Source organism: Microcoleus sp. SVA1B4 (assembly GCF_036700545.1).
Taxonomy (GTDB): Bacteria; Cyanobacteriota; Cyanobacteriia; order Cyanobacteriales; family Microcoleaceae; genus Microcoleus.
The window spans coordinates 6,975-33,740 of the sequence record NZ_JAUBPB010000003.1; the positions used below are offsets into that span (position 1 = coordinate 6,975).

General features: G+C 44.7%; 24 protein-coding genes. 19 read left to right on the forward strand and 5 right to left on the reverse strand.

Translation table 11 applies throughout. From position 1 onward, the window contains the following. The first annotated feature begins 664 nt into the window (after positions 1 to 664). The 4 genes from QT987_RS02115 to QT987_RS02130 all read left to right on the forward strand — a co-directional run bounded on the left by QT987_RS02115 (position 665) and on the right by QT987_RS02130 (position 5,234). Positions 665 to 1,942 carry an RNA-guided endonuclease InsQ/TnpB family protein gene (locus QT987_RS02115; protein WP_333236872.1) on the forward strand — a complete coding sequence of 426 codons (1,278 nt, stop codon included), beginning with the start codon at positions 665 to 667 and terminating at the stop codon, positions 1,940 to 1,942. 278 nt (positions 1,943 to 2,220) lie between these two features. Continuing rightward, the gene (locus QT987_RS02120) at positions 2,221 to 2,844 is read left to right on the forward strand and encodes a hypothetical protein (RefSeq protein WP_333236874.1); all 624 of its coding nucleotides are present in this window, start codon (positions 2,221 to 2,223) and stop codon (positions 2,842 to 2,844) included. Between the two features lie 305 nt (positions 2,845 to 3,149). Next, positions 3,150 to 3,980 (forward strand): ParA family protein, encoded by an 831-nt coding sequence (locus QT987_RS02125; protein WP_333236876.1) that lies wholly within the window; start codon positions 3,150 to 3,152, stop codon positions 3,978 to 3,980. 108 nt (positions 3,981 to 4,088) lie between these two features. Beyond that, the gene (locus tag QT987_RS02130) at positions 4,089 to 5,234 is read left to right on the forward strand and encodes a ParB/RepB/Spo0J family partition protein (RefSeq protein ID WP_333236878.1); all 1,146 of its coding nucleotides are present in this window, start codon (positions 4,089 to 4,091) and stop codon (positions 5,232 to 5,234) included. 383 nt (positions 5,235 to 5,617) lie between these two features. Here the strand turns inward: QT987_RS02130 and QT987_RS02135 are convergent, their stop codons facing one another. Beyond that, the gene (locus QT987_RS02135; protein ID WP_333205719.1) at positions 5,618 to 5,953 is read right to left on the reverse strand and encodes a XisI protein; all 336 of its coding nucleotides are present in this window, start codon (positions 5,951 to 5,953) and stop codon (positions 5,618 to 5,620) included. Positions 5,954 to 6,057: 104 nt separating this feature from the next. Between QT987_RS02135 and QT987_RS02140 the strand changes: the two genes are divergently transcribed. From QT987_RS02140 to QT987_RS02150, 3 genes are all read left to right on the forward strand, one after another. Next, the gene (locus QT987_RS02140; RefSeq protein ID WP_333205720.1) at positions 6,058 to 6,435 is read left to right on the forward strand and encodes a hypothetical protein; all 378 of its coding nucleotides are present in this window, start codon (positions 6,058 to 6,060) and stop codon (positions 6,433 to 6,435) included. A 164-nt stretch (positions 6,436 to 6,599) separates the two neighbouring features. Continuing rightward, positions 6,600 to 7,040: a hypothetical protein gene (locus QT987_RS02145; RefSeq protein WP_333236881.1), complete on the forward strand. Its 441-nt coding sequence runs from the start codon at positions 6,600 to 6,602 to the stop codon at positions 7,038 to 7,040. Further along, positions 7,037 to 7,837 carry an HIRAN domain-containing protein gene (locus QT987_RS02150; RefSeq protein ID WP_333205723.1) on the forward strand — a complete coding sequence of 267 codons (801 nt, stop codon included), beginning with the start codon at positions 7,037 to 7,039 and terminating at the stop codon, positions 7,835 to 7,837. Before QT987_RS02145 ends, QT987_RS02150 begins: the two co-directional genes overlap by 4 nt. Positions 7,838 to 8,063: 226 nt before the next feature. On the opposite strand, the gene QT987_RS02155 is transcribed toward QT987_RS02150, so the two are convergent. Beyond that, positions 8,064 to 8,213 carry a hypothetical protein gene (locus tag QT987_RS02155; protein WP_333236883.1) on the reverse strand — a complete coding sequence of 50 codons (150 nt, stop codon included), beginning with the start codon at positions 8,211 to 8,213 and terminating at the stop codon, positions 8,064 to 8,066. Positions 8,214 to 9,393: 1,180 nt separating this feature from the next. Between QT987_RS02155 and QT987_RS02160 the strand changes: the two genes are divergently transcribed. The 4 genes from QT987_RS02160 to dnaB all read left to right on the forward strand — a co-directional run bounded on the left by QT987_RS02160 (position 9,394) and on the right by dnaB (position 15,717). Next, the gene (locus tag QT987_RS02160; protein ID WP_333183569.1) at positions 9,394 to 9,999 is read left to right on the forward strand and encodes a Uma2 family endonuclease; all 606 of its coding nucleotides are present in this window, start codon (positions 9,394 to 9,396) and stop codon (positions 9,997 to 9,999) included. A gap of 63 nt (positions 10,000 to 10,062) precedes the next feature. Beyond that, the gene (locus QT987_RS02165; protein ID WP_333205725.1) at positions 10,063 to 11,406 is read left to right on the forward strand and encodes a helix-turn-helix domain-containing protein; all 1,344 of its coding nucleotides are present in this window, start codon (positions 10,063 to 10,065) and stop codon (positions 11,404 to 11,406) included. A 1,135-nt stretch (positions 11,407 to 12,541) separates the two neighbouring features. After that, positions 12,542 to 14,245, forward strand: coding sequence for a hypothetical protein (locus QT987_RS02170; RefSeq protein ID WP_333205726.1), 1,704 nt, complete (start codon positions 12,542 to 12,544; stop codon positions 14,243 to 14,245). Between the two features lie 116 nt (positions 14,246 to 14,361). Continuing rightward, on the forward strand, positions 14,362 to 15,717 hold the full coding sequence (gene dnaB, locus QT987_RS02175; protein ID WP_333236886.1) for a replicative DNA helicase: 1,356 nt from the start codon (positions 14,362 to 14,364) through the stop codon (positions 15,715 to 15,717). Between the two features lie 35 nt (positions 15,718 to 15,752). Here dnaB and QT987_RS02180 read toward each other — a convergent pair whose 3' ends face one another. Together QT987_RS02180 and QT987_RS02185 are read right to left on the reverse strand one after the other, a co-directional pair. Continuing rightward, positions 15,753 to 16,328, reverse strand: coding sequence for a site-specific integrase (locus tag QT987_RS02180; RefSeq protein ID WP_333121273.1), 576 nt, complete (start codon positions 16,326 to 16,328; stop codon positions 15,753 to 15,755). Between the two features lie 43 nt (positions 16,329 to 16,371). Then, the gene (locus QT987_RS02185; RefSeq protein ID WP_333236888.1) at positions 16,372 to 16,554 is read right to left on the reverse strand and encodes a hypothetical protein; all 183 of its coding nucleotides are present in this window, start codon (positions 16,552 to 16,554) and stop codon (positions 16,372 to 16,374) included. 425 nt (positions 16,555 to 16,979) lie between these two features. Between QT987_RS02185 and QT987_RS02190 the strand changes: the two genes are divergently transcribed. The 6 genes from QT987_RS02190 (at position 16,980) to dnaN (ending at position 23,544) form a co-directional block, all read left to right on the forward strand. Beyond that, a complete protein-coding gene (locus QT987_RS02190) occupies positions 16,980 to 17,330 on the forward strand; it encodes a hypothetical protein (RefSeq protein ID WP_333236890.1) in 351 nt (116 codons plus the stop codon). Between the two features lie 43 nt (positions 17,331 to 17,373). Next, positions 17,374 to 17,616, forward strand: coding sequence for a helix-turn-helix domain-containing protein (locus QT987_RS02195; protein ID WP_333151810.1), 243 nt, complete (start codon positions 17,374 to 17,376; stop codon positions 17,614 to 17,616). A gap of 282 nt (positions 17,617 to 17,898) precedes the next feature. Then, on the forward strand, positions 17,899 to 18,093 hold the full coding sequence (locus QT987_RS02200) for a hypothetical protein (RefSeq protein WP_293228717.1): 195 nt from the start codon (positions 17,899 to 17,901) through the stop codon (positions 18,091 to 18,093). A 454-nt stretch (positions 18,094 to 18,547) separates the two neighbouring features. Further along, positions 18,548 to 19,789: a hypothetical protein gene (locus tag QT987_RS02205; RefSeq protein ID WP_333236895.1), complete on the forward strand. Its 1,242-nt coding sequence runs from the start codon at positions 18,548 to 18,550 to the stop codon at positions 19,787 to 19,789. 212 nt (positions 19,790 to 20,001) lie between these two features. Next, positions 20,002 to 21,429, forward strand: coding sequence for a DEAD/DEAH box helicase (locus tag QT987_RS02210; protein WP_333236897.1), 1,428 nt, complete (start codon positions 20,002 to 20,004; stop codon positions 21,427 to 21,429). A 612-nt stretch (positions 21,430 to 22,041) separates the two neighbouring features. Continuing rightward, positions 22,042 to 23,544 carry a DNA polymerase III subunit beta gene (gene dnaN / locus QT987_RS02215; protein WP_333236898.1) on the forward strand — a complete coding sequence of 501 codons (1,503 nt, stop codon included), beginning with the start codon at positions 22,042 to 22,044 and terminating at the stop codon, positions 23,542 to 23,544. 172 nt (positions 23,545 to 23,716) lie between these two features. Here the strand turns inward: dnaN and QT987_RS02220 are convergent, their stop codons facing one another. Next, the gene (locus QT987_RS02220; protein ID WP_333061445.1) at positions 23,717 to 23,992 is read right to left on the reverse strand and encodes a hypothetical protein; all 276 of its coding nucleotides are present in this window, start codon (positions 23,990 to 23,992) and stop codon (positions 23,717 to 23,719) included. A 303-nt stretch (positions 23,993 to 24,295) separates the two neighbouring features. On the opposite strand from QT987_RS02220, the gene dnaX reads away from it, so the two are divergent. Together dnaX and holA are read left to right on the forward strand one after the other, a co-directional pair. Beyond that, positions 24,296 to 25,711: a DNA polymerase III subunit gamma/tau gene (gene dnaX / locus QT987_RS02225; protein ID WP_333236901.1), complete on the forward strand. Its 1,416-nt coding sequence runs from the start codon at positions 24,296 to 24,298 to the stop codon at positions 25,709 to 25,711. Beyond that, positions 25,708 to 26,664: a DNA polymerase III subunit delta gene (holA, locus tag QT987_RS02230; RefSeq protein WP_333236904.1), complete on the forward strand. Its 957-nt coding sequence runs from the start codon at positions 25,708 to 25,710 to the stop codon at positions 26,662 to 26,664. The genes dnaX and holA overlap by 4 nt, the downstream gene beginning before the upstream one ends. Positions 26,665 to 26,766 lie beyond the last annotated feature (102 nt).

The window sequence follows — 26,766 nt, forward strand, 5'->3', positions numbered from 1 at the left end:
ATCCCAAGACTGCGATCAAAATCAACTCGGTTTTTAGAGTTCGTACCTCAGATATTGATATGTGACGTTCGGTAGATTGTACGATCACCAAATCCCAAGACTGCGATCAAAATCAACTCGGTTTTTAGAGTTCGTACCTCAGATATTGATATGTGACGTTCGGTAGATCGCAAAGCATTAGGACGATTTTGTTCAGAGCAGCACGATTTGACAGAGCAATGCCGAGCAGAGGTACAGCCGATAATCTGCTAACAACTCACGCTCACTTGATTGTTTACTCCATGCTATCGGCTGTACCTGTCTGTACGTAACGACAGATGCGGGTTCGATCCGCAGTAGCAAGTCAGCGGATTTGGTCTGGGTGGAATGTGGCAGCGGGTCGAGCAGATTAGCGCTCAGCTAAAGCCGCAGGAGCCTCACGCTGTACCCTCTTAGGGTCAGCGTTGAGAGGAATGCGGGTCAAAGAGGGGGGTTCAACACCCCCTTCTTTGACAATTTCTTTTGTAATGTTCGTAGGAATTCTCTAAACACATCGCTTTGGGTTCGAGATGTTAACTCGCAATACTTGACCAGAACCTCTTTTTCTTCTGAAGTAAGCCTAAACGTTGTTGTTTCTGTTTGTTTCACGATTGTATTTACATTAAATATGCAGTACAATTGTCTCATGAAACTAGCCTACCAGTTCAAACTACTGCCAACGTCCGACCAAAGACGCCGTATGAGCAAATGGCTCGATATGCTACGGCATCAATACAATTTTTTGTTGGCAGACAGATTTGATTGGTTTGAAATGAACAGGTGTTCAGTTAATGCCTGTCCACTGGTATGCAGTATTGCATCCCCAAGGGAACATCCTGAGTATTACGGACAGAAACGCTCACTTGTGTCTCTCAAGACAGAAAGAGAATGGTACAAAGATATCCATGCCGATGTCTTGCAGGACATGGTGAAGCGAGTAGACCTGGCATTTGCTCGTTTTATCAAAGGTGATATCAATGGTAAGCGGAGCGGGAAGCCTCGATTTAAAGGCAAAAACCGCTATCGCACTTTCGCTTATCAGCGAGTGAAGTCTGACTGCATCCAAGGGAATCGAATTGAACTTCCCAAGCTAGGAAAAATCAAATTCATTCAACATCGCCCTATTCCTGACAGTTTTGTCATTAAGAGAGCATTGGTTACTCTCAAAGCAGATGGTTGGTATGCGACACTGACTCTAGAAGATGCATCAGTCCCTGACACTCCTACTATTGGCATTGAACCGACTGAAACTAACAGTATTGGCGTTGACGCGGGATTGGAATATTTTGCCGTCTGCTCAGACGGCACGATGGTAGAACCTCCTAAATTTTATCGGCAAGCCGAAGAGAAATTAGCCAAACTGCAAACCAAAAGAGAGCTAAGAAAAAAAGGTTCTACTGCACGTCGCAAACTTGGGTCACGCATTGCAAAGTTACATCAACAGGTAGCTAGACAACGCAAACAATGGCATTTTGAGCTTGCAGGTGAGTTGGTCAACAAGGCTGAGGTTATCTTTGTAGAAGACCTTAAAGTTTCCAATATGGCAAAACGCAACAAACCCAAGCAAGATGAATCGGGTAAGTTTTTGCCTAATGGTCAATCCGCAAAGTCCGGGTTGAACAAGAGTTTTGCTGATGCGGGGATAGCTGGGTTCTTGAACGAAATCCTTCCGTACAAGGCCCAAAGAGCTGGGCGGTTGGTCGTGAAAGTTAATCCTGCTGGAACATCTCAACATTGTGCAATGTGCCTCAACAGAGTTTCAAAGGAGTTAAGTGATAGGTGGCATGAATGCTCTTGTGGTACATCCATGCCTCGTGACCTGAACTCTGGAATTCTAATAAAGAAAGTGGGGTTGGGCGTTCGCCTCACTATAAAACGCGAATCCGGGAATTCTCGGAGGAGAAGCCCACACTCTAGTCTTTGATTGAGTGTGGGAGTACGTCACTTGGAGATTCAGAGCGAACTGGGAGGGGGAACAAAGGTTATTATTGTTGTATCTGTTAGGATTATCCCAATTTAGTAAAAACAGGAGTGCGAGCCGGAGTTCTCTTTCGCGAGATAGAAATGCAAGCGAGCAGGATGCTTGCACTCCTAAAAAACGCTCTTAGGTTAAAACACTGACTGAGAAAATTCAGGTAAATGGCAATGTGTTTATCTAAATCTAAGTATAAAGTTAGAACGACGGAGTGAAAGGGTGCAACTATGTCTTATAGCGAATTTTCCCTAGATGATATTAAAAATAAACTCGGGTTGACAATTCGAGAAGTCTCTGAAGTTATTACGGCTGTAGAACCGATAGAACCCAGTCAGCTTTTAAAGGAAACCTTAGCAGAAAATATTCCCTTAGCCTTGGGAATCGACACGGAAAAAGCGCGCTCTGAGATGATTGTCGCTCCGGTATTGATTGAACTCCGCAGGCGCTGCGATCGTCAAATCAGCCTGTTTTCCGGTACGGAATTCAATATCGATCGAGTCAAAGGACTCAACGGTGTCTGTGACTTTATGATTAGCCATTCACCAGAACAATTATCTTTAAACGCCCCTGTGTTTACACTTGTCGAAGCCAAGAATGACAATATCAAATCGGGAATTGGCCAGTGCATTGCTGAAATGTTGGCAGCCCAGATGTTTAATGTTCAAAAAAACAACAGTATTTCTTGTGTTTATGGTGCCGTTACAACCGGCAGTATTTGGAAGTTTATGAAACTCGAAAAAAGTACGGTTTATATTGAAACAACAGAGCATTTTATTGAAAATATTCAACTCATTCTAGGTATTTTAATGCAAATTGTTCAGTTGACTCGCCCAACCCTTCCGTGCCTTTGAAGTTCCCTAGTACATTGTACGCTCGCACCGTCCCAAGACTGCGATCGAAGTTAACTCGGCGGTTAGATCCCATACCTCAGATATCGATATATGACGTTCCGTGTTTCAGTCGAGCGATCAAACTTAAATTCTTTTCAACAATCTTCCCCGTACTAAACTTGACGATAATCTGCTCGTCAGACTAAATATTAACTTGCTGTTTCAACGTGGGGCCCAACGGTGGTTTACCGCGATGCTCTCATATATCGATATCTGATGCCGACTCTCGATATATGATACTTAAATCATCTACTTAATTCAAAACCATGCAAATTCGACTAGCAGTCATCAGCAATGCTGGCGGCACTGGCAAAACCACACTTTCAGTTCACCTCGCCTACGAACTGGGGTTAAGGGGTTTGAAAGTAGCCATTATGGATCTCGACCCCCAAGGCTCCCTGACCCTTTTTTGCGGTCTAAATCCGCCAGAGCCAGAACACACACTGTCCGCCATAATGCGAGAAAGCTTCAACGGCTCTTGGCCTCTTACTCCTACCTGGAGTTCCCACACCAATAATGTAACCGTTTGTCAAGGCGGAATGACGCTGACACAAACAGCAGACGAGTTAGTTCTGCACAAACGTGGCGCTTATCTTCTAGGCGATTGCCTGAGCGACTATCCAATGGATCACGACCTAATTATCTTCGACTGCCCCGCTACCCTCGGCCCCTTGCCCTTAATGGCACTAACTGCTTGCACTCATATAATAGTGCCCGTACAGCTCGAACCAAAATCAATTCAAGGAGCAGCTCACCTGCTGGAGTGGTACTATCACCATTGCAAACAATTACGCCTCAAGCCGCAACCAGAAATCTTAGGGTTTGTACCCAACCAATACGATACGAAACGAGCCGTCCACCGACAACTTTTAGAGTCCTTGCCAGCCCAGCTAGAGCAGATGAATATCCGCGTTTTTCCACCTATTCGGGACAGTGCAGAATTTGTTAATGCCAGCGGTCAAGGGTTGCCATTACACCTTTATCGCCCGCTTCACCCAGCTTTAGGCGATTTCAAAGAAATTGTTAAGCACCTGGCTACTTTAATGGGAAATGGAGTTGCTCCGGCTATTGCCAAAAAAGGAAAAAAAAAGAAATAGTGTTTGATTCACAGTCACAACTTGCGCCGGCGAAAACGAATCCTTCGTTTTTGGCTTATAGCCATGAACTGACTTCTTCCAATCCCCAATTTAAAATCTAAAATCGCTATGGCTACCCGTAAAGCTCCCGACTTGGGAAATTATTTTTCATCCGCCAAGCAGTCAATGCACCTCTCTGAAGCTGAATCCGAGATTCAGGAACTCAAAGCAGAAATTGAAGAACTGCGAAAATCGGGTTCAACGGAATTGGAATCTCAATTGACTGCACTGCGAGAACAACTAGAATCCGCCAGCGGTATCCTCTCCATTTCACTCTTACAAATTCAGCCTAATCCTGAACAACCCAGACAGACATTTTTGGCGGAAAGTATCGAGTCCATGTCCCGTTCCCTCGCTAGTGACGGACAACTGCAACCCATTATCTTGATTCAACGGGGGGATTTGGTGATATTCGATGGAGAGCGGCGCTGGCGCAGCGCTAAAAATCTGGGCTGGGAAACTTTACAAGCTGTGATCGTTCCAGAACCCGCGGCTTTGCACCGCAAAGCACTGCTGACTTCCCTGCACCGGGAAGATCTCAATCCCCTCGATAAAGCAGAAGCTATTGTGCGGGAGTTGTCTGAAAATACGGGTTTGGAAGCTGCAACTATCCCCCGCATTCTCTCGACAGTGGTGCGACGCTTGAACGCGCAAAAACGGATGAACTTGGTTTCCGAGTTGGTGACGGTGGCACCTGACGAGCAGCAACAGGGTTTGGCAGCTTTGGGTTTGGATGAACAAGAGTTGGCCGTTTTGCGGACACTGTTGGATTTGCAGCTCAATCCCGCTTCTATCGATGCCAACATTTTCCCGATGCTGTCTTTGGCTGATGACCTTAAGACTGCTATCAGGCAATTAGGACTTAAAGGGGTTCATGCAATGGCTCTTTCTAAACTCTCTGCTAAAAATTTAGTCTTGCCAGAGGAAGAAGCGCAGCCGATTAGAGTTCAAGCAACCGATCGAGTTATTGCCGAGAAATTGTCGGTGACTCAAACTCGTAAATTGGTGCAAGAAATTATCAATTCTAATCTGGATGATTTCCCAGGGGCAGCCCGCCAATTCAAGCAGGTTAAGTTGGCAGCCGGGAATTTGAAAAAGCTGTCACCGCAAGTGTTGGAGCAAGCTGAGGTTGAACAACTGGTGGAGTTGCAGGAGGTTTTGCGCCAAAAGCTGGCGGAAATTGAGGCGGTTTTGAAACAAAATACTGAGAAATAACGGCAAAGTTTCGATCGGTCTGCTTGCTAAAATCGATCGAGTGGAAACACTCGCCGTTTTCATCGCTCCGTATGCCTCTAATCTTGGCAAACCAGGGTACGAGAAAACCGCTGAGATACCAGCGGGAAGGGGGTTGGTTGATGATTTCTGCGGCGTGGGCTTCGTCGTCGGGGATGGGGCCGATCAGGTCGAGTTGTAAAGCGTTGATTAGGTGTTGGCGGACTTCGGCGGGGGTTGTCATATAGCAGTTAGTAGAGTGCGTCAGACCCCAATATTTTCTCACATTACCGATATTTTTTTACCTGAGGCGCGCTACCAATAAAATGTTGTCGCCGACAAATTAGGTAAAAAACCCGGTTTCTTTAGCAGCACGGGCATTGTTTTTATGCGGTAATAAGGACTTGCGGCGGTGACAGAAAAGCTAAGATGATATCGTTTTGAGGAATGCCTTCCTCAATTAAATTTTGGGTAATGCCGCATTCCATACCGTCATATTCAATATAGATTTTACCAGCTTCCAACGTGATATAAATGAGGTTTCCTCTGATTCGCCGCCCCCGATCCCAACCAACTTGCATCAAGGCGTAGCGATCGTGAGTTTCGTCAAACACGGGATCAAGTCGGATCTCTCCGTGAGAAGGCTTTAATTGGGCATATTTCCCGATTACCTGTTTGACAATTTCTCGGTATGTGGTTGGATTATCCGTTAAGTTATCCATTGTTGAACCTCTATTTTTTCTAAATCGATTACTACCAAATTTAAGGGTATTTCTGTAATGGCGAGTTCGCCAATAGGTTCGCTGAAAATACTGAGATTCCTGTTGTGATTCGGGAACTGACAGACGCAGAGGCCCTGCAATTTGCACTCGTCGGGAAGTACACTCCAGAGAGTTTCCGAACCAATCGCCTCCCCTTGCTGAACCTGCCAGATGATGTGATTGGAGCGCTGCGGAAAGGACGGATTGAGTATACCAAAGCCAGAGCGATCGCCCGAATTAAGGATAGCTCAGAGCGCTCCCAATTGTTAGAAGAGGCGATCGCTCTCGACCTCTCTCTGACCCAAATCAAACAGCGCATGGCCGATTTAAAAGCCAAAAGTATAGGGGAGGCGACTGCACCGGATCGATCGCTTAAAAGCCGCGTAGATGCAGCTTATGACAGAGTGAAGAAGTCTACACTGTGCCTTGCGGGTACAATGTAGGCTTCTGTTGTTTTAGGAAAACTCCAAAAACGCTCTAAATTCCTTGGGCTAAACACGCCTTTGAGGCGGTTTTTATGGGTTTAAAGCGAACGACCTCAAAAAAGAGCTTTTCGAGGCGTAAGGTTGCTGCAATCCGATCGGCTGCTGGTGTCCGAAATAAGGCAGTGCCTACTACATCCGAAACAGCACACCTAGCACCCAGTGCATCCGAAACAGTAAATCTAGCGTCCACTACATCCAAAACAGCACACCTAGCACCCAGTTACGATCATGCTTCCAGTCTGGGGCGCGACCTCTCAGATCGACAAAGGCAAAAACGCTCAGTTGAGGCTTATGCTAACAAATGTTTCTCGGCGTTTTATGGCAGCGTTGATGATAAAAAGCCTCTCAAAACAATTGATGTATTTGACTGCGCTGCACGTCGATTTCCGAATGCAGCGCATATATGGCTTGAGCGACTTGAAAGTATCTCAAAGGCGAGTATAGTGGATATTTTTCATCGAATTCCTAACACTCGTATCTCACCGATTGCAGCCGAGTTTGCCCAAAAGATTCTTGAATTCAATCAACACAGACTGCTTAACTTGAGGAAAACGCTACCGTGAAAACACACTCAACGCTTTTTTTGGCTTGGCAAGATCCAAACACCCCTTCCTGGTTTCCCATTGGCAGGCTAACATTTGATGGAACCAACTACGAATTTACCTACACGCAAGGCGTTTTAGAAGCTCAACAGAAGTGCGGTTTTGAACCCTTACCCTCGTTTCCGCGCTTAGGTGAAGTATATACATCAACCTACTTATTTCCCGTATTTGCTAATCGGTTGATGCCGAAAAATCGCCCCGATTACTCAAGTTTTCTTCACTGGCTAAATCTGACTCAAAATGAAAGCGATCCAATTGCCATGTTAGCTCGTAGCGGTGGGCGGCGAGAAACAGATACTCTAACTGTTTTTCTCATTCCTGAGCCAGATTCAGAAGGGCGGTATCGCCTTCACTTTTTCTTGCACGGACTGCGGTATTTGCCACCCTGTGCAATTGAGCGAATTAACCGTTTAGAGACAGGAGAAAAGTTGTGGTTGACTCACGAATTTCAAAACCCCTATGATTCTAAAGCATTGACTTTAAATACAGAAGACCACCAGATCGTCGGGTATTGTCCGCGATATTTGAATAGTGAGATTTTTGAAGTTCTATTGAGGAATCCCAGTTTGGTAGAGGTGCGCGTAGAGCGTGTCAATCAACCGCCGACACCACTCCAGTTTCGCCTGCTGTGTAATATAACTGCTCAAGACTCTAATGACTTTTGCCCCTTTTCAAGTTATGAATATCAGCCGCTCAGCAGTTCTTGGGTACTGGAAAACCCCCGCAACTTCGAGTTAGACTCCTCTTGCCAAAGTTGAGCCAAACCATTCATCACCGCAAGTCGCTCAGGAGCCTTTTCGCAATCCGGCTTGCTCGATCAGCGCTTTCTTCCCCAATCCGGTCTCACCGGAGTGCTACTGAAGTGGGGACTTATAGCAATTTAGTATCAATTGCTACCTTCTGCACCAAATATCCGAGAGATCCCGACTGCTAAAAGCCGATCGACTTCTCGCGAGCGATCGCCCTCAAGATCTCAAAGCGGTTCTATACTGGGCTTTTTTCTTGTTGGTGCAAAGATTCGGCTTCTTCACGAAGTTGGGCAAGCGCTTCTTCGGATAAGTTTTCAAGCATTGAATTTAGCTGCTTTTTATTACCATTTTCGGGGCTGCTGGTGGCGAGAGATTGTGTCGGCATCAAGCGAGGATTCGCGCTGTAAAAAATTTTCAAATAGCTGAAAAAATGTATCAAGCGCTTGGAATTCATCTTCTGAATACAAAAGGATAATTCGCGCCCAAGACTGGGTAGATGGCTGGTTAAATTGTTTTTCAATCCAGTCTTTAAATTCTGCAAATTCTTGTTCCTTTTCAGTAACAGGAATTCCGAGTTGGCGACAGGCTAAAGTGTAACCCTCTAAAAAAGCTTGCAGACTAAAGATAGAACGCTTGCCGAGATAAAGGGCGGTTCTAGTTTTGATTTTATCTAAAAGCTGATCAAAATTGTTTTCTGCTGTAATTGGGGGTGTAGCTTGAGGATTTTTCCAGGCATATTCTTTGAGGGATGGCAGGGTGGATTAATTGTCGAAAAAATAAACTAAGCTGATTGGGCTATTTGTTGATGCTACGTGAAGGATTTAACTGGTTGATCTCGGTTATAAAAACCGAAAAGCAACTCACTGATATTTTCAAGTTGGTTAGCCATAAATCTTAAAGCTTGAGGAAGAGTATTCGTACCACTCATCCGAACTCTCTTATACTAAAAGTGGAATAATAGTGAGGAAGGCGTTAAGAGATATGGAATATTGAGCAAATTTACTGCACTCTTTGACTTGATGGCTTCCGAGTGAGGGTAACAAAAGCGATCGCCGCAAGAGTGAGAAATGAGCTATGACAAAACCCCAGAGGTATCCCGACAATTGGCACTCTTATTGCGCTCTCCGTGAAAGAAAGTGCGCTCTGGCGCTGTACTAAATGCAACCAACAATGCCTCCGACCCGGTAAGAAAAGTGGCTTAACCAAGTCCGAACGATGTTCCCTAACTTTGACAGTGCACCACCGCAACCGGATACCGGAGGACAATCGCCCAGAAAACTTCATAGGCCTTTGTACTGCGTGTCATCTTTCTTACCACAACCGCGGGCAATCCAACGTCTCGCCTGGACAATTATCGCTGTTCCCCGATGATGACATTGATTGGAATATAATGGGTGGTTCTCTGGAATCGGCACGAGGCGATTTATCAGCTCGTAATCCGCCTCCATTAGTTTGACAAGCTCGAAGGCGGTCATGCAATCGAGCGAGTATAATAAACTTAACAGATCGCTACTCACTACCCCACAAAACTTCTAATTAAGCTACCTCCCATTAAAAAATAACCTATGACATACACCCCATCCAAACTACTTAGCTTTGAGGAGTTTATTGCCCTATATGGGGATAATACACGATATGAACTCATTGATGGAGAACTCAGAGATATGGAACCTACTGGTCCTCACGAAGCGGTTGCAGGTAGTATTGCTGGTAGAATTTACGTAGAAATTTTTCGTGGTAATTTCAATTGGTTGGTTCCAAAAACTTGTTTAATAAAACCCCTATACGCTGAGGCCACAGCACTGCGTCCTGATGTAGTTGTTTTAGATAAAGCAGAACTTAGTAGTGAACCCCTTTGGCAAAAAGAACCAGTGATTTGTAAAGATAGTACAATTAAGCTTGTTGCCGAAGTTGTCAGCACTAATTGGCAAGATGATTATGCAAGAAAAGTGGAAGAATACGCTTTCTTGAAGATTGCAGAATATTGGATTGTGGACTTTCGAGGCTTGGGGGGTTTGCAATTTATCGGCAATCCCAAGCAACCTACTTTCACGGTCTGCCAGTTGATTGATGGAGTTTACCAGCAGCAACAATATCGCTTGGGAGAGCCGATTTCTTCTTACCTCTTTCCCAATTTACAATTGCAACTTGACGACATTATGCCGACTTAAAATTCTAGAATTTATTAAAAATCCAGTGATTAAAATACTAGGTTCTAACTATTGACTAAAACTATGAGTGACAGCACCAGCTCAGAAAGTCTGGCTGAAGTTAGAGATACCCCAGACAAACCCATTACAGAACCTCGTCTGTACCAGAGTAGACCGATCGCCCCTGTTGCGACACCCCCTCCTATGGTATCCAGCCTCCACGCACAACTCAGAACAGACTTGTGGCAAGAATACCCTTCAGGTGTCGGCTACTTCCAACACCGAGCCAAGGGCAACCCCAACAACATCATTGAGCATTACATTGCCAGCCCCGGCGACATCACGCTGTTGCCTTTAGACGAGGCAATGCAAATTATTGACAGATTTGGGCTAACTGCTGCCAAATTGCACCTGATTTTTGCGGCTCACATTATGAGACAAGAAGAGCCGTGGGAAAGCTTATTCACTCTCGAAGGCAGTGACTTAATCAAGGAAATGGGCTGGGACAAACGCACAGACTTGCCCGCGTCTAAAAAACTGAATGAACTAGCTAAAACTGCGTATGCTCTAGGTTGCCTAGCAATCAAAGCCACATGGGTTGAAGGCCAACACAAAAAAGGTGGAATTAGAGCCAGCGTTGACATCTCGCGAATGTGGAATATTCAAATTCAGTTAACAGGTCAGCAGAATCTGGAGGGCAAAATAGAGCAGCCTGATGAAGTCTACATCACAGTCCAACCGGGGCTCTGGACTCATGCCTTCTTGAACAAAGCAGGTTACTTCGCCAAAGAAGCCTTGTATCAGTTTGGCTATTTAGCTCAGGAGATTCTCAAAATCGATACCTACCATGATGAACTGGCTTTGCGCTTAGCACTTCATCTGACGATGGAAAGCCGATTTCACACCAGTGGCAGTTACAAAGTGGAAACCCTTCTAAAAGCGCTCCTACCCCAAACGGTAATCGATATAGCCCGGTCTGACCGTAGAAAAGCTTACACGCTGATGAATAGCTGGAATCACACCCTGGAAGTGCTGTGGAAACTCCAGCGAGCGTTTCAAATCGAGTTTGACCAAGAGACCTACCCAGAATGGCTGAGACCCGGTAGCAAGTATCGAAAAAAACGAGGATACTTTGACACGCTATTGGCAGCCAAAATTACCATCCATCCGCCAGCACCTATCCCCCAACTCCTGGCAACCAAAGCTGAACTCAAACAGGTTCAACCCCGCCTGAAACAAGCTCTCAAACCTAAACTGACAAGCAATGAGATAAAAGAAGCAAGAACAGCCAAAGGTTGGAGTCAAGCACAATTGGCTGGCTGGCTAGGGGTGTCGCAGCGTTATGTATCTATGTTGGAACGTGGGGAGCGAATCCCTGCACCAGAACTAGAATCCCAAATCTGGCATCTGTTAAGCATTTCAGATTGACATATTTAGGACTTACGCACAGCCTCAATATACGGTGTGAAAGTAGGGGCAACCCCCCCTGAAGAGCCTCTATCCTGATGATGCTTAGCCTTAGTCCTAATTTGACATACTCCCCGCTAGTCAAGAGACGGGGATTCTACGCTCAAACAGCGACAGCAAGCAGAGCTTGACTAACATCGCCATAACCTTAGTTTTTTCCCCGGTTCAAGGGCTGTAGCCTCTGTATTCTCGTCCATCAAACTCAGGTGATGACCACTAGCCCTGTCTGGCGTGAGGAACGAGGTTACTAAGTTTCAGCGTTTTGATTGTGAGTCCAAGTTCCGAAAAACAATTTTTTTTGATCGAAGTCTCAAAAACCCGAACGTGAAATAGCGGTTTTATCCTTTTTCTCCGGTTCAGATTTAACACGCCAGACAGGGCTAGGTGATGACCACCCGTGTGTCCAGGACATAACTCTCACCAAAGCGACCCTACAAACCCACCTTTCCCGGCTGGTTTTTTTTTCAGCAAAGAATGCTCGGACTGTTCTGAAACTTGTTCTAAAAAAAATAGGTATTGAAAATAGCTCTCAAATCCATACCCAATATAAGTTTGACCGTTAGAACAAAACCTCTAGAATGCCGCGACAAAACCTCTAGAATGCCGCGACAAAACCTCTAGAATGCCGCGACAAGTCATTTTTGAAACTCTTGCTACGTAAAGTTTTCAGCCTTTAGAACAACTCTTATCAGTCTTATTAGACTGATTCGCCACCAAATCCCGTATCGGCTGGTCTGGCAGGATTGAAAAAATAGTCGCGCACCCTTTCTCATCTTTTAGCAGGGCGGTCAGTCTCAACACTGCTGGACTTAGGACAACTGCATCGCTACAAAAAAGCGATCGCAAAAGTACAAGACCTTAAAACCGCTTCACTAAAGTTTGCCGATAGTTCAAGCGACGGCGCTATGAATCGGGTTCCGGCGCAACTACCACACCTGGTTGTTGAAGCCAACCCGAAATCCTATTGAGTGCAGCGAGCGCTGCATTAGCGCTCAATAGCCCGCGGTCAAATTCACAACAACCCCTCTGGCAAACCTTGCGGCTGTCACAGTCGCATGAAAGGACATTTACGCTCATTTTTACCTCGGAACAAAAAATGGTTGCAGATACAACTACCTGGCACAAACCGCCATTCGCCCGACACGCCGCAGTTTACGAAGCCCTAGCCGACATACTAGAAGGCGCTACCCCCAGCGCCCTCAAACTCGCCCTCTACCTCTACAGAACCTGCATCGGTGGCAAACCAGAGGAAATCGACATCAACTGCATCCCCTTGGGCGAAAAACGAGCCACCCCAGTCAGAAACGGCAAACCCTATAGCCCTAACACCAGGCGGGCAGCCCTCAGACAGCTCGAAAAACTCGGCTTAGTCAAAATCCTCAAAAACTACGGGCGTGGCATTTTCCGCATAGCAGTGCAGCACCTGGGCGACGTTCGCCCCTTCACTCATACCCATTCAAAATTCCAAAAACTGAGCAAGCAGTCAAAAAATCGACTGAACCAGCCAAAAATTGAGCAAACAGGGGGTTCAAACCCTGATGGTGCCGTACTCTTTACAGAGGATAAAAAAGGACAGCAAAGCACTGAAAATGTTGCTGCTGTTTTTTTAAATTTTTATCAAGAGGGAGAAAATTTAACATCACCAGATAAAAAACCACAGGTTATAACTGGGCTCAAATCTAAAAACACTGAATTAAATAAAAATTCAGAACAAGAACTAAAAACCCTTACTGAAAACAAATATTCCGCCGCAACCGCTGAATGTCTGACTATTAATTCAGATAACAGTCAGGCAGTCGATGTGGCAATGCCTTGCACTTCAGAACAAATAGGTTTGACCTCTAAACCCCCGCAAAAACTGCTGACAGAACTCAACAGCCTCGACAATCCAACAATCTCTGCCGCCAAATCACCAATACCTATCAATAAAGCTGTTCCGTTAAGTCCTGAAATATCTTCGACCGTTACTCCCCAAGTTCCTGAAATTGTCGAAGCGGTTGCAATTGCCAACCCCGATACAACAGAGATTGTCGAAGCGGTTGCAATTGCCAACCCTGATGCGACTGAAACTGTCAAAGCCGTTCCAATTACTAATCCTGATGCGACTGAGATTATCGAAGCGGTTGCAATTGCCAACCCCGATGCAACTGAAACTGTCGAACCAATTGCAATTGCCAATTCCGATGCAACTGAAACTGTCCAACCAATTGCAATTGCCAATTCCGATGCAACTGAAATTCTCGAAGCTGGTCTAATTACTAATCCTGATGCGACTGAAATTCTCGAAGCTGTTCCAATTGCCAATCCCGATGCAACTGAAATTGTCGAAGCCGTTACGCGAGCTACAGGAGGCATGAATCCCGAATTAAAAATTTGTGTACTCCAGCACAGCTTAAACGAAATCCAAGCCGCCATAAACTTGCTGCAAGTCCGAAGCCAAACAAAGCAAATATCCAACCCTTCAGGGTGGGTCGTTGATTGTTTACGCGGTCGCTGGTGGGAAAAAACTAACGGTTTTCAAAACTCAAACCCAACAAATGTTGTTTCGTCTCCAGCTTCAACAGGCTCTTGTCCAACTCCAAAAGATTCTCCTTCTGCACAGACAACAAGAATAACTGAGGATTATGTTGACCCTCATTATATGCCATTAGAAACTCACCGAACGTTATGCGAACAGTTCCAGCAACTAGGCAAAGAAGCTTTTGCAGCGCTAGGTATTCAGCAGCAAATTTACTTGCAGTGGATGCATCGATTTCCTCAGCAACTAAAACAAATTTTGAACAAATTGTCTACTACTTAGCTATGAGGTTTAGCTGTGAAAACACTGATTATTCAATTCCTGTAGACAGTTTCCAATTCTGTAGGCAACTAACAACACAGTTCAAGTAACAACAATTTCAAAGGAGAGTACCAGATATGGGAGTCAGTTTTGTTGACAAAATTATGCCGACTAACATTGATGCAGAGGAAGCAATTTTAGGCGGAATTCTGATTGATCCAATCGCGATTAACCGAGTCGCAAATATTCTGCGTCCCGAAGCGTTAGCAATTACAGTCCACCAACACATTTATCGGGCCGCTTTAGCGCTGCACTCTAAAGAGCAGCCCACAGACTTGATGAACGTCACCACTTTTCTCGACGACCACAACCTGCTGGAAGTAGTAGGGGGTCAAACCAAACTGGTAATGCTGGTAGACCGAACTGTTTCAGCCGTCAACATCGACCAATATGCCTTGCTAGTCGTGGACAAATTTGTCCGGCGCGAACTCATCAAAATTGGTAATGACCTGGTGCAGCTTGGCTACGAAACTTCCACCGAATTGGATGCCATACTAAATGAAGCCGAGCAAAAGATTTTTGTCCTCAATAAGTACAAAGAAGAGCGACAGAAAGCTATTCGGCCTCTTTCGGAATACTGCCACGAACTTTGGCGATATCTAGATGAAATTGAGGAACAGCGCTTGGAGACTGCTAACTACTGTCCTGGAATCAGCACGGGGTTTTACGACCTCGACGACCTCTTGGGAGGGGGATTTTATCGAGGCGAATTGATTGTCATAGGAGGTCGCCCCGGCAGCGGCAAAACAGCTTTGGCTTGCGCGCTTGGGTACAACATTGCTTCTCTCCCCAGGAACGGTCGGGTTTTGATGTTTTCGATGGAAATGCCGGGTCGGGACTTGGCAGCGCGGTTAATGGCACTTGAGAGTGGGGTGTCGGTGAAAGATATCAGGCAAGTTAACCTAGCTGGTAAGTACGAAGTGCTAGCTTCGGCTTTGGGGAAAGTTAGCGATGCTGATTTTTGGATAGACGAAAGTTTGGAACCGTCTCCCTTGGAGATTCGTTCCAGAGTTAGGGAGTTTGTTTGTGAGCGCGGCCCCTTGGGTTTGGTAATTGTTGATTACTTGCAATTGATGGTCAATTCGGCGGATGAAAATGTTGTCAATAAAATCAGCGAAATTACGCGACAGATGAAGATTTTGGCTCGCGAGGTTGACGCGCCGGTTGTGCTGCTTTCTCAGCTCAATCGGGGGGTAGAGACTCGCACGAACAAGCGTCCGAGTTTATCGGATTTGCGTGGCTCTGGTGGGATTGAACAGGATGCGGATGTTGTGCTTGGAGTTTACAGGGACGATTATTACAATCCTGATTCTCCCGATAGGGGACTCGCTGAAATTATTGGATTGAAAGGGCGCAATAGCGGAACGGGAACAGTTAAGTTGCTATTTGATGCTGAATGCTGTCGGTTTCGGAATATCTATAAACTGCCGTAATATTAAAGGACAGGAAAATATTGATCTCTGTCGCCTTACTTCAAAAGCCCGATCGCCTTGACGAGCTGTTCCGGCTGTACCTCCAAATAGCGCTGGAGACTCGACAAATTTTTGTGTCCCGAAATCTCCATAATCACCCGCAGCGGCACCCCCGCATTGCTCAAATTAGTCAGAGCCGTCCGCCGCATCGAATGTGTTGAAGCCCCCTTAATTCTTACCCGCTTGCAAGCTTCTTTAAAAATCACATCCGATGCGGCGCGAGTCAAAGGCTTCGTATTGTCTCGGCCCGGAAACAAAAAACCCACATCTGGATTGTAAGCCTTTAAATACTTAGCCAGCATAGGATGGAGCGGCAGCGTTCGCGTTGCTGATTTCCCCTTTGTCGTCGCTTTCCGCAACGTGACTGACCCCCCAACAATGTCGTGAGTTGTTAAAGCTAACGCCTCTGAAATGCGGCAGGCACAGTAAAAAGTTACAGCAAACAAAAGCCTGTCCCTTGCTGTAATAAAACCCCGGTCAAACAGTCGGTCAATTTCTGCGGGCGTCAAAATCTTAGCGCGCCCATTCCCTTGAACCTTCACGGCGCAGCCTCTTAGAGTAAATTCCTTCATTATTGGACGAAAGGGATGTTACGTCAAGTAGGCTAACTGGCTTCTATTCTTTGATAGCCAACCAAATCCGGCTCAATCGCTTTCTGGACAATCGGAGGCGCTTGTTGCAACTCACTTCCCGCTTATTGCTATTCAACTGACTCGAATTCTCGGGAAAGTTGATAATCGGCAAGGTGGCGATCGCGTCTATGAGGTCTCTGAAGGTAACAGGTTTTTGGGCGTTCATAACACCGCGCCACCAAGAAAATTATTAGTAACTAATCTAATTATACTATTGTTTGATTCTACCTGCAACCTTTTTTGCTGGCTGGTTATATTCTGAAGAACAAGTCATCAATATTCTCCAATAGTTCTTCTACTTCCCGGTGTGGTTCGATTTGGAGACGTTTGTCGATCATCGCACCTCGCTGACGAAAGCAACTACACCTTTACTATACCAGTCTGCTGCAACCGGATTTGATATCAACGCGATTGGGCGGGATTTCAAAAAATTGATAACCTAGCCAGAGTTTAAATTGGGAAATAGTCGGTCAAATATAGATTCCAATTGATTGATTTAAGGAAATATCGCGCTGCAATTTCTTTATCAAGAAATTGGCCTAAAAACCTATCAAAACAAATCTGTTGCAGTCGATGCACAGTTGAGAACTCATGTCAATCTCAAAAGGAAAGCGAGATTTGATTTCAATTTTGCCACTAAAACATTTGAAGGATATGCCGCCTGCAATTGAATTGCCTGCCAACTTTGCCAAAATTCATCCCCCGCGCTTTAACTGTGGCGAAATGGTGCGCTGGACGGGTGTTAGCGAAGAAGCTGACAGAGGAATGGTTATCGGCAAATTTTACAACTACGAACAATGTCAATGCTGTTGGATGTGGTGTTATATCATTTGCCTTACTCCTGATTCCAAAAGTGCAACGTGGTGTCAGTTTGATACTGCCTGGGAGGAAGATTTGGAGAAGTTTGAGGATAATAAAAAAGCAGCCGACTTTGACAGATAGAGAACGCAATTTGATTGCAGTTTACAGTCAATGCCAATTCGGAATGACACCGAGGCAGTTTTATGCAAAGTGGGGAGTGAGTTATGAGGAAATTGCTTTTATTTGTTCTCGTTCTGATTCTACAGTGCGGGGTTGGTTTAGAAAGGGGAAAAATCGCAGATTTCCTACTGCTGTCGATTTGCGTCATTTGGCTTTAATGGATTTTCTGCTGGAACACTTTGAGGAAATTCCAGAGACATTGGTGGCTTTCCTGTGTCCGCCTTGCGAAGAGAATAGCCTGGATTAATAGTGGCGCGTATAACGGAAAGACTGTTAACGGAAAGACTGTTTAGGGCAACGACTGTATACGTTGTCGCAATCATATACTGCTGACTTGTTCTAACAGTTTTGTTGGCTGCTATACATGAAGCTTTTTCAGCCTCAAAAAATAATTGGAGCTTGTCTTAGCACAAACCTTGTCAAATATCAATGTCACCGTGACCTGTCTTTGACAAGATTATTCAATTACTGTCTTGGCAAGCAATGAAACAAGAGCACAATCTGTTACTTTTAATGCTGAGGTACTAAAATGACCTACTCTGAAAAATTGCACCCGTGGTGTATCATTAGCCTGCTTCCTAATTGTCAGCGTGTTATTGTGGCACGATTTCGTAAGAGAAACGATGCAGACGATCATCTACGGGTTTTGCAGCGGTTAGTGAAAACCCGCACATTTGTGATTATTTTTGACATCCAACCAAAGCCTACTGTGCCTCAAGAATAACGGCGAATGCAGCGAAGGTTTGAAATCGAATTAATCAAGATACCTGCGTTAGTTGAATAAACCGACTTTCCAGCGATTTCTCCCAGCGACAGAACCTACTGATAGCTGGGAGAAGTTTTTATCAATTGAATGGTGTTAACTCAATAAATTGTCAGTAGCCGACTTTTTAAAGTGTACTAACTACAACTTGTTATCATAGTCTAGATTGACGCTCTAGAGCTATCGCATTTGTACGGATAGTTACAATTGTATGAGTAAATATACTCGGATTGATAGCTGTGCGATCGTAGATGTGGCTAATAGTAGTATAGCTTGCGAGCGCAACAGCTTCTCCCTCTAACAACAGCTAATTTATTTCCTGCAATTGGAGCAAGAATCCTTTGTTAAGGAGACCTCCAAATTAAAAGCTACCCCCTAGCGGGAGAAGTTAAGCGATAACCAAATTCTTGCCATTATGAATGCTAACAACTCTCTTATAACCCCCCACAACACTTTTCCTGAATCAGCCAGCCAGGAATCCCCTCAAGTTAAAGAAGTAGTTGCAGTAATTTTCCCTTTCCTTATTCCCGCACCTGCTGAAGAACATCCCTTCAGGTTAAATGATATCGTTAAAACTGGTAACCAATACGGTACTGTTACTTCTCTCAATCAAACTGAAAAACCTGTGACAATTACTTGGGACGCAAGTTCGGGCGAAGATTCATTTTCTTGGACTTATAACCTCGACGAAATCCGCGCCCTCACAATCTCTCTCGTTCCTCAGTTTATCCCTAAAAATACTGCGGGAGAACTTCCAGCTTGCACAACTATCGTACTCGCTAATTCCGAACAGATACAATTTAGTAACGCAACTCGTTTCAAAGTAGAATCGCTGAGCGAACACCACATTCTCATCTCTACTCTCGACCAATCTTATCTCTTTCCCATCAACTTGTTTCCAGGCTACCCGACAAGTTGTACTATAGATATTCCTGCACCCCAGCAATTAAAAGACGCCCGCTGTTTGTCTGTCAATGAACTCAGAATCAGAGCTAAGACGCATTTAGCTCTTGAAGTACCCGACTACTTTTTAGAATTCGCTATGCCAATCCACAACCAGCAGTTAAAAGAAAAACTGGCTCGACAATTGAGCGAAGAAAATTACGAACTTCTCGACTTTGACATAGCTTGGGAAGAAGCCTGGAAGCAGCAGTTAGAAAACCTAACAAAGAAACAAGGCTTCTACGGATTTAGAGAGGGAGATTGCCTTTTACAGCACCGAGAAGGATTTCAACGAATGGGGACAGTTATTACCTTGAACGTTGAAGAGCCACGTCCATTTCACATCCAGTGGAACAGCGGAGAACTTCTAAGTTACAGCTTGACAGAACTCAAAGGTTTGGGTATTGCCCGCATCGAACCCCTGGTTAAATTATCGCCCAATGTGGCTTATCAAATTAGCGAAGACGGCTCCTACTTTACAGCTTGGATTGGGTTCCGTACTAAAGCGTTAGCTAAAGCGTGGCTAATACCTGTCAAAAAGCTAGTCGGCCACTTGAGCAACTTAATTGAGTGCCAAATTTATGAACTGCAACATACAGGTTCTAAATATGAGTATGCTGTAGAATGTCCCCGACATAAAACATTAAACAAGCGTCTTGAAGCTCTGGAAAAAGTTGTTAAACTTGATTTAGAAAGGATGCCATTTAGGAGATGAGTGGGAAGTAGCGAGCACTCCGTAGGGTGTAAACGGTGCTTTTTTGCTGGAACAAAAAACAGAAAAAATTCCTATTTGTCTTAAAAGTTTTATTATTAATAAGACTTAGGAATCTTCCTTGCCCGGAATCTAAAAAACCTACTCTTGAAAGACTCCCCCGTCAAGCTAACGCTTAATCAGAGGTTGATAAAATTAGTAATGGACGCTAACTAATGATTCAAACCTTACTCGAACAACCCCAAAAACTTACACAATTTCCCTTCACACTCAAACCGCAACAGCAGCAAGCCATCGACAAATTAAGAAGCTTTCTAACCACTACCGAGTCATTCTTCTTGCTGTGCGGCTACGCAGGAACTGGAAAATCCACAATCGTCTTTCAAATTATCCAAGAACTCTTGAGTCAAAGCAAACGCATTGCCCTCACAGCACCTACTAACAAAGCAGTCGGCATCCTCAGAAAAATGGCAGCGTCTCAAGGCATTTTCGGAGTTGATTTTATGACAATACACCAGCTTTTAGGATTGGGCATGGTCAGAAAAGAACAAGAAAAAGCCTTGTCACAGACAAGTTCCAGCAGCCTTCACCTCTACGATATCATCTTCCTCGACGAATGTTCGATGGTTGGAAGCGAATTGTGGAAATGGATAGAACGCAATTTTGAACGCACATTCTTCAATCACCGCAAGCTAATTTTAATGGGCGACCCGGCTCAGCTCAATCCTGTAGGAGACAAAAAGTCGCCTGCTTTTAGCGTTGCCAGTAAAGCTGTACTGACCCAAGTTGTCAGGCAAGCAGGGGAAAGCCCTGTACTCGATTTCATAACAGAATGCCGCTCTTTTGTCAATAGCAAAGCAGACATATTTTTGCCGCATTCCAAATACAAAAAAGGAGACAAATCAAACGGTGCATTCAAAGTCAAATCAGAAACGCTGCTGCAATATGCCGTCAAAACGATCGATCGAGAGTTTAGTCAAAATCCCGATCGTTTCAGAATTCTGTGCTGGACTAACAAACGAGTCAAATACTACAATCACCTTATCAGAGAACAAGTCTACGGTCAAGCTGCACCCAGATTTGTACCGGGAGAAAGGCTAATTACCAAAAAACCCGTCATGGCACCTGACGGCAAAACCGTAATTTTGCCGACTTCAACGGAATTTACCGTCAAGGAAGTTGAGATTAACCAGCACGGAGGCTATCGAGTTTGGCTGCTAAAAATTGTGACTGATGACGGTTTATTTCGGCAAATCTTTGTCCTGCACGAGTCCGAAAATAAGCGTTACCAGGCTGAACTTAAAGAAAAGCTAAAGAGTGCTAAACGCAATGGATTTCTTTGGAGAAAATATTACTGGTTCAAAGATGACTTGTTTGCTGAAATTAACAATTGCTTTGCTCTGACTATTCACAATTCGCAAGGCAGCACTTTTGATGAAGTTGGTATTGACGGAAGCGACCTTTTCAGCAGATTGTTAATCGGTCAAGATTTGAGCAGGCAACAGAAACTTAAAGAGTACCATCGACTTTATTATGTCGGTGCAAGCCGCTGCCGATATCGGATATTATTTGTTGCCCCCAATGACTTTTACTCAAACAATAAAATTCTCAAGTACAATGTAAACTTCTCAACCAAGAGGTAAAGTCTTCAACCAAGAGGCACATACGTTTGTAGAAAACAGTCAGTAACACTCAACTTTCAAAAAGCTTCTCCATCAGGACTTAGGCTGCATAAATCAATTTTTACACTATCTGTAGTAGTAACGTGTGCCATCAGCACCTACAAGTACAGTCCTGGGCGCAACTGGCACAATTAGTAAGGTACGTTACTATCCCAAACCCTCGATAATCGCCTTATAACGAAAGTCTGACGCACCCTACAAATCGATTGGACTATGCCAGTTGCGTAATTCCTAAAGTAGAGTCTGTGCGTAAGTCCTATTTATAAAATAAGGCGAACAAGGAAACGAAAGGGCAAGGGGAAAGAGAAGATAAAGAGGGAGAAAAAAACTTTAGTTGTGGGTTGATAGCAACGTTCAAAAAATCAATAATTGTATCGATACCCACCGAGTTAGATACAAAATGTCTACCCTTGAATCCTATGCTTTTAAGCGTGGGTTCCTTCCCCTTATCCTTTTCCTTCTCTTTCTCCTTTTCCTTCTCTTTCTCCTTCTCCTTCCCACTCCTCTTTCTCAACAACCTGAATAAGTGCTGCTACCGCAGCGGCAAATCGCACCCCTGACACCAGGCTAATTATGGCAAAATCTCGACTAACAGGAACACCGCCTCAAGAGGAAAATTTGGAGAGAACAGTTAAGAAAAAACGCTCGACTGCCACAGCACGTAATTCTGCCAAAACTGTGAAGAAATCAGTCAAACCAACAACTGAAACTGACTCGGTTTGCGAACCCTTAACAATCTCTCCACAAAAAGTAGAAACCTCGCAAAATTGCACAAATTTTGCAGCACTTCCAGCCGTCGATGCTCCTTCTCTAGAAACTGTGTCAAATGAGGCACTATTGCCTTCTTCTTATCCTCTCCCATCAGCTATTGAAATTGCCTGCGATTCAAGAGAATTTAACGATTATGTACAGGCTCTGAAAAGCATCATTCCCAGCAATAGCAGCCATCCCATTTTGTCCAATATTTTGATTGAAGCTGATGCTGAAACTCAACATTTGCACCTGACTGCTTACAATTTAGAATTTGGAATGCAAGTGAGCTTTGGTGCGAATGTCAATCAATCTGGAAAGCTTACCCTCCCCGCACCCATACTTGCTGACATTCTGGGAAAATTTCCTAACGGCAGCCTTACCTTAAAGAGTTCTTCTGAAATTATTAAAGGAAGCGACGTTCCATCAGTCAGTGCCACTCTGAGTGCGTCAAGAAGCAAGCACGCCATTCGCGGGCTAGCTGCAGACGAATTTCCGGCTATCCCCAGCGTTCAACAGAAACTTGTAACGCTTCCTGCTAGCGTGTTAATTTCTGTCCTCAAAGCTAGCTTATTTGCTGTCAGTTCTGAGGAAAACAAACGCATTTTAACTGGAGGGAATTTTCAACTCAGTCACGACGCAGACAGAGGACTCGATCAACTGAGAGTTTGGACGACAGATGGGCATCGGGTAGCAATGGTTTTAGGATTGAACGAAAGCAGTAATTCCTATCTTTTGAGCCGTCAAGTAGTTAATTTTACTGTCCCTGCTAAGGTACTCCGGTTATTGGAGCGTTCTTTGAATTCTGCTGACAAAGTTACGATTTACTATGAAGGTTTGCCAGAGCAACTTAGTAATTTTGTCGCATTCGAGTGGAATAATTGGCGGTTGACCACGAAGTTGCTAGAAGGGCAATATCCAATTTGTGACCAAATTATCGCTCCCTATCGACATCAATTTAGCCATCAAGTGGTGGTTGAGAGGCTGAGCTTTTTAAAAGCCTTAGAGAGGTTAGCTTCTCACAGCGACAAGTCTCACCTAACAGCTATTTTAGAATTCGATTTAGATGCCCAACAAGTGCGAGCATCACTCAACAATACTCTCAGTTCAGGAACTGAGACAGTTGATGCCAAACTATGGGGCTGTGAGTTTCGTCTCAAGTGCGACATCCGCTATTTGATTGATACAGCTAAAGCGATTTCCAGCTCAGATTTGCGGGTGTTAATGGCAACTCCTACCGCTCCCCTACTGATTGCACCGTTTGGAACGCCTGCGTCGGGTACAGAGGCTTTAGAGTGCGAATATATTGTCGCTCCGCAAGAATAGTCGTGCATGTGGGAGTGGCATCTAAATTTGATGCCCTCTCCTGCAAAAAATCGAACCTTATTGGTGTATAATTTAGGAGGTTTAAGTGGTTTTTGCCAACAGTAATTTATCTAAAAAAGCCACATAAATTTTACTACTTTTTTTTGATTTAAGCAACGTTTTGGCTGGTAAATTAGTGAGTTTTAATCTTTCTATCCATTGGTTTAAATAAGCTCGCAACCGCCGACAATTTTGCATCTTCAAAACTCCCAACATCGCAAGTAAGCGGGGTGTAAATTGCCCCAGTTTTGCGCTCTGGAATCAGTTTCCACTTGCTCAAACTTTTTGCTTTCGATTTTTCCTTCATGCCGCAATACGCTTGGGTTAATTTTTTTGTGTCCGAAGAGAGCTTTGGGCGAAGCATAAGCCCTTCGGGCAGGCACGCGCCTTCGCAGTATCTATTTTTCACAGTGTTTTGTCTCCATGAGTGTCTTATCCCAAGCGTATTGCTTCATGCCGTGCTTTTTTGCTGTATCTCAGCAGCAGATGGTTTAGCAATTTTTCCTTGTGGTAGTGTGTTCGGCGCGCCAGCGCCAACAACTGAGCCAGGACTTACGCAAAAAATACTTGGTAACACTATTGGTAGCGGTAAAATGCACAATTTTTATACTACAGATAGAGCTTATGCGTAAGTCCTATGAGTTTAACTTCAGGCACGGCTCACGGCTCCCCTATCGGGGAATAGTTACCAGAAGTATTCTAACGACTCAAAATGTACCAACCACTGCACCTCAAATACCGCCCCAAAAACCTACAAGAATTAGTGGGTCAAGACACCATCAAAACCACCTTGACCAATGCCATCACCTCCGACAAAATTGCTCAAGCTTACCTATTTACTGGCCCCAGAGGAACAGGCAAAACCTCAACCGCTCGCATTCAGGCTAAATCCCTCAATTGTTTGAATAGCAAAAAGCCAACCGCCACTCCTTGCGGAGAATGTTCAAGCTGCAAAACCATTGACTCCTGTTCAAGCTTAGACGTAACTGAAATCGATGCTGCCTCTCACAATGGCGTGGATGATGCCAGAGAATTAATACAACACAGCAACTTTGCGCCAGCGATGAGCCCTTACCGCATTTGGATTTTAGACGAGTGTCACCAACTCAGTACCAGCGCTCAAAATGCTCTCCTCAAATGCCTTGAAGAACCTCCGGCTCATGTGGTATTTATTCTCTGTACGACTGAAGCACATAAAGTCCTGCCGACAATTATTTCCCGCTGCCAAACTTTTAACTTCCGAGCCTTGTCAGTTGATGCTATTGTCGGACAATTGCACAAAATTAGCTCCGCTGAATCTATTGAGATCGCAAGTGAGGCCATGCGGGCGATCGCTCGCACCTGCGACGGAGGGTTAAGAGATGCCTTGCAATTACTCTCTCAGCTTTCACTGCTAAACTCAGAGATTACCCTAACTCAAGTTGCAGAAGTATCTGGCAGTATCAGCGAGCAAGAGTCGATCGCCCTTCTCAAAGCCATTCATTCTGGCGATACCCTAAGCGTACTGCAATCTTCGAGAACGCTCATTGACAGCGGCAAAACCCCTAAACTTATTCTCAGCAGATTGCTAGCAGCAATGAGAGATTTGCTCATTGTCAAATCAACGCGCCACTGCCAGAATTTAATTGCAGGGCCAGTAGGCTACTCACAACTGCGATCGCTCGCTCTTCATCTGGATTTTGAAACAATTGATGCGGCTTGTGCACAATTGCAGAAATCAGAATTTCAATTGAGAACTAGCACCAATGCAGCTACGTGGTTAGAAGTTTGCCTGCTGAACTTGATGCTGTCAAGCAAACCTGTAGCCAAGGAAATGCGATTGCCGGCAACTTTCCCATCTAATCAGCCCGACAAATTTGATAAAACCCCTCAAAAAATAGAGGCTGATTCTCCTGACTTTGAGACAACTTGGGCGCAAGTAGTAGCAGCAGCGAAACCAGGCAATCGTAGCCTCTTAAACCGCGCTAAAATTGCCGAACTTTCGGCTGATTCATGTGTGTTAGCAGTAGAAAGAAAATACGCGAACAAGTTTCAGAGTCACCTTGAATCCGTGCAGCGGATCGTTACTAAAGCTTTAGGCCGCTCTGTTACTGTAACTGTCAAACAACAGGAGGAGTTAGCAGCATGATTAGCATCCTAATTGGGAATGATACCTACGCAATTGAACGAGAAGTTGAAAATTTTAAGACTCAAACTCATCCTCTCTGGCGAGATTTCAACATCCACCGCAGAAATGCTTCTTCCCTGGATGCAGCCCTCTCTGCTGCTGCTTCAGTTCCTTTCGGCGGTGGAAACAAACTTATTGTCGTTGAAAATTGCGATTTCAAGCAATTTGGAGAAATGGGGCTAGAATTGCTGCAAATTTTGCCCCAATTACCTGTTACAACGCACTTAGTCTTCACTGCTGCTGTTATCGACAAACGGCTCAAGGTAGTCAAGCATTTGTTGCAGTTTGGTAACCTCAAGGAGTTTACTCTCATTCCTCCTTGGCGTACTGATTTGATTGAAAGTGCGATCGCTGCTACTGCTAAACAGATGAATCTCTCAATTGCCAGAGATGCTGTCAGTTATCTAGCGGTAGCGATTGGCAACGATTCTGCTAGAAGAGTCAGTGAACTAGAGAAATTAGCCATTTATGCAGCAGGCGCTCGCATTACGAAAGAAGCTGCTAAAATCCTCGTTCCAGCTACCACAGCCAACTGTTTTCAACTTGCCGAAGCTCTTTTAAAAGGTCAAGCAGTGGCGGCAATTAAGGTGCTTGATGAATTGCTATCTCGGGCAGAGTTTCCTTTAGCAATTATTGCCACTCTCCAAACTCAGTTTAAAACTTGGCTGTGGGTAAAAGCTACTATCAATTCCGACCAACAACGTTCTGATAGCGAAATTGCTAGTATGTGCGGAATTAGTAACCCCAAACGGCTGTATTTCCTTAAGCAGGAGGTTAAGGAAGTATCTGCGAACTTCTTAAGTCGATCGCTCTCCATTTTGTTGGATTTAGAAATCGCTCTCAAAACAGGAGATAAGCCTGACTCGATGTTGCCTGCTTTGCTCAGCATCACTCAACTCACTCACCTTAAATAACAGGAAAGCGCTGCCGAGTTAATTCGGCAGTCTTTCATTAACAATCCTGGAGGCAAAAACTGCTTTGCAACACTATTACTATTGGTAGCAGTAAGGTGCGCG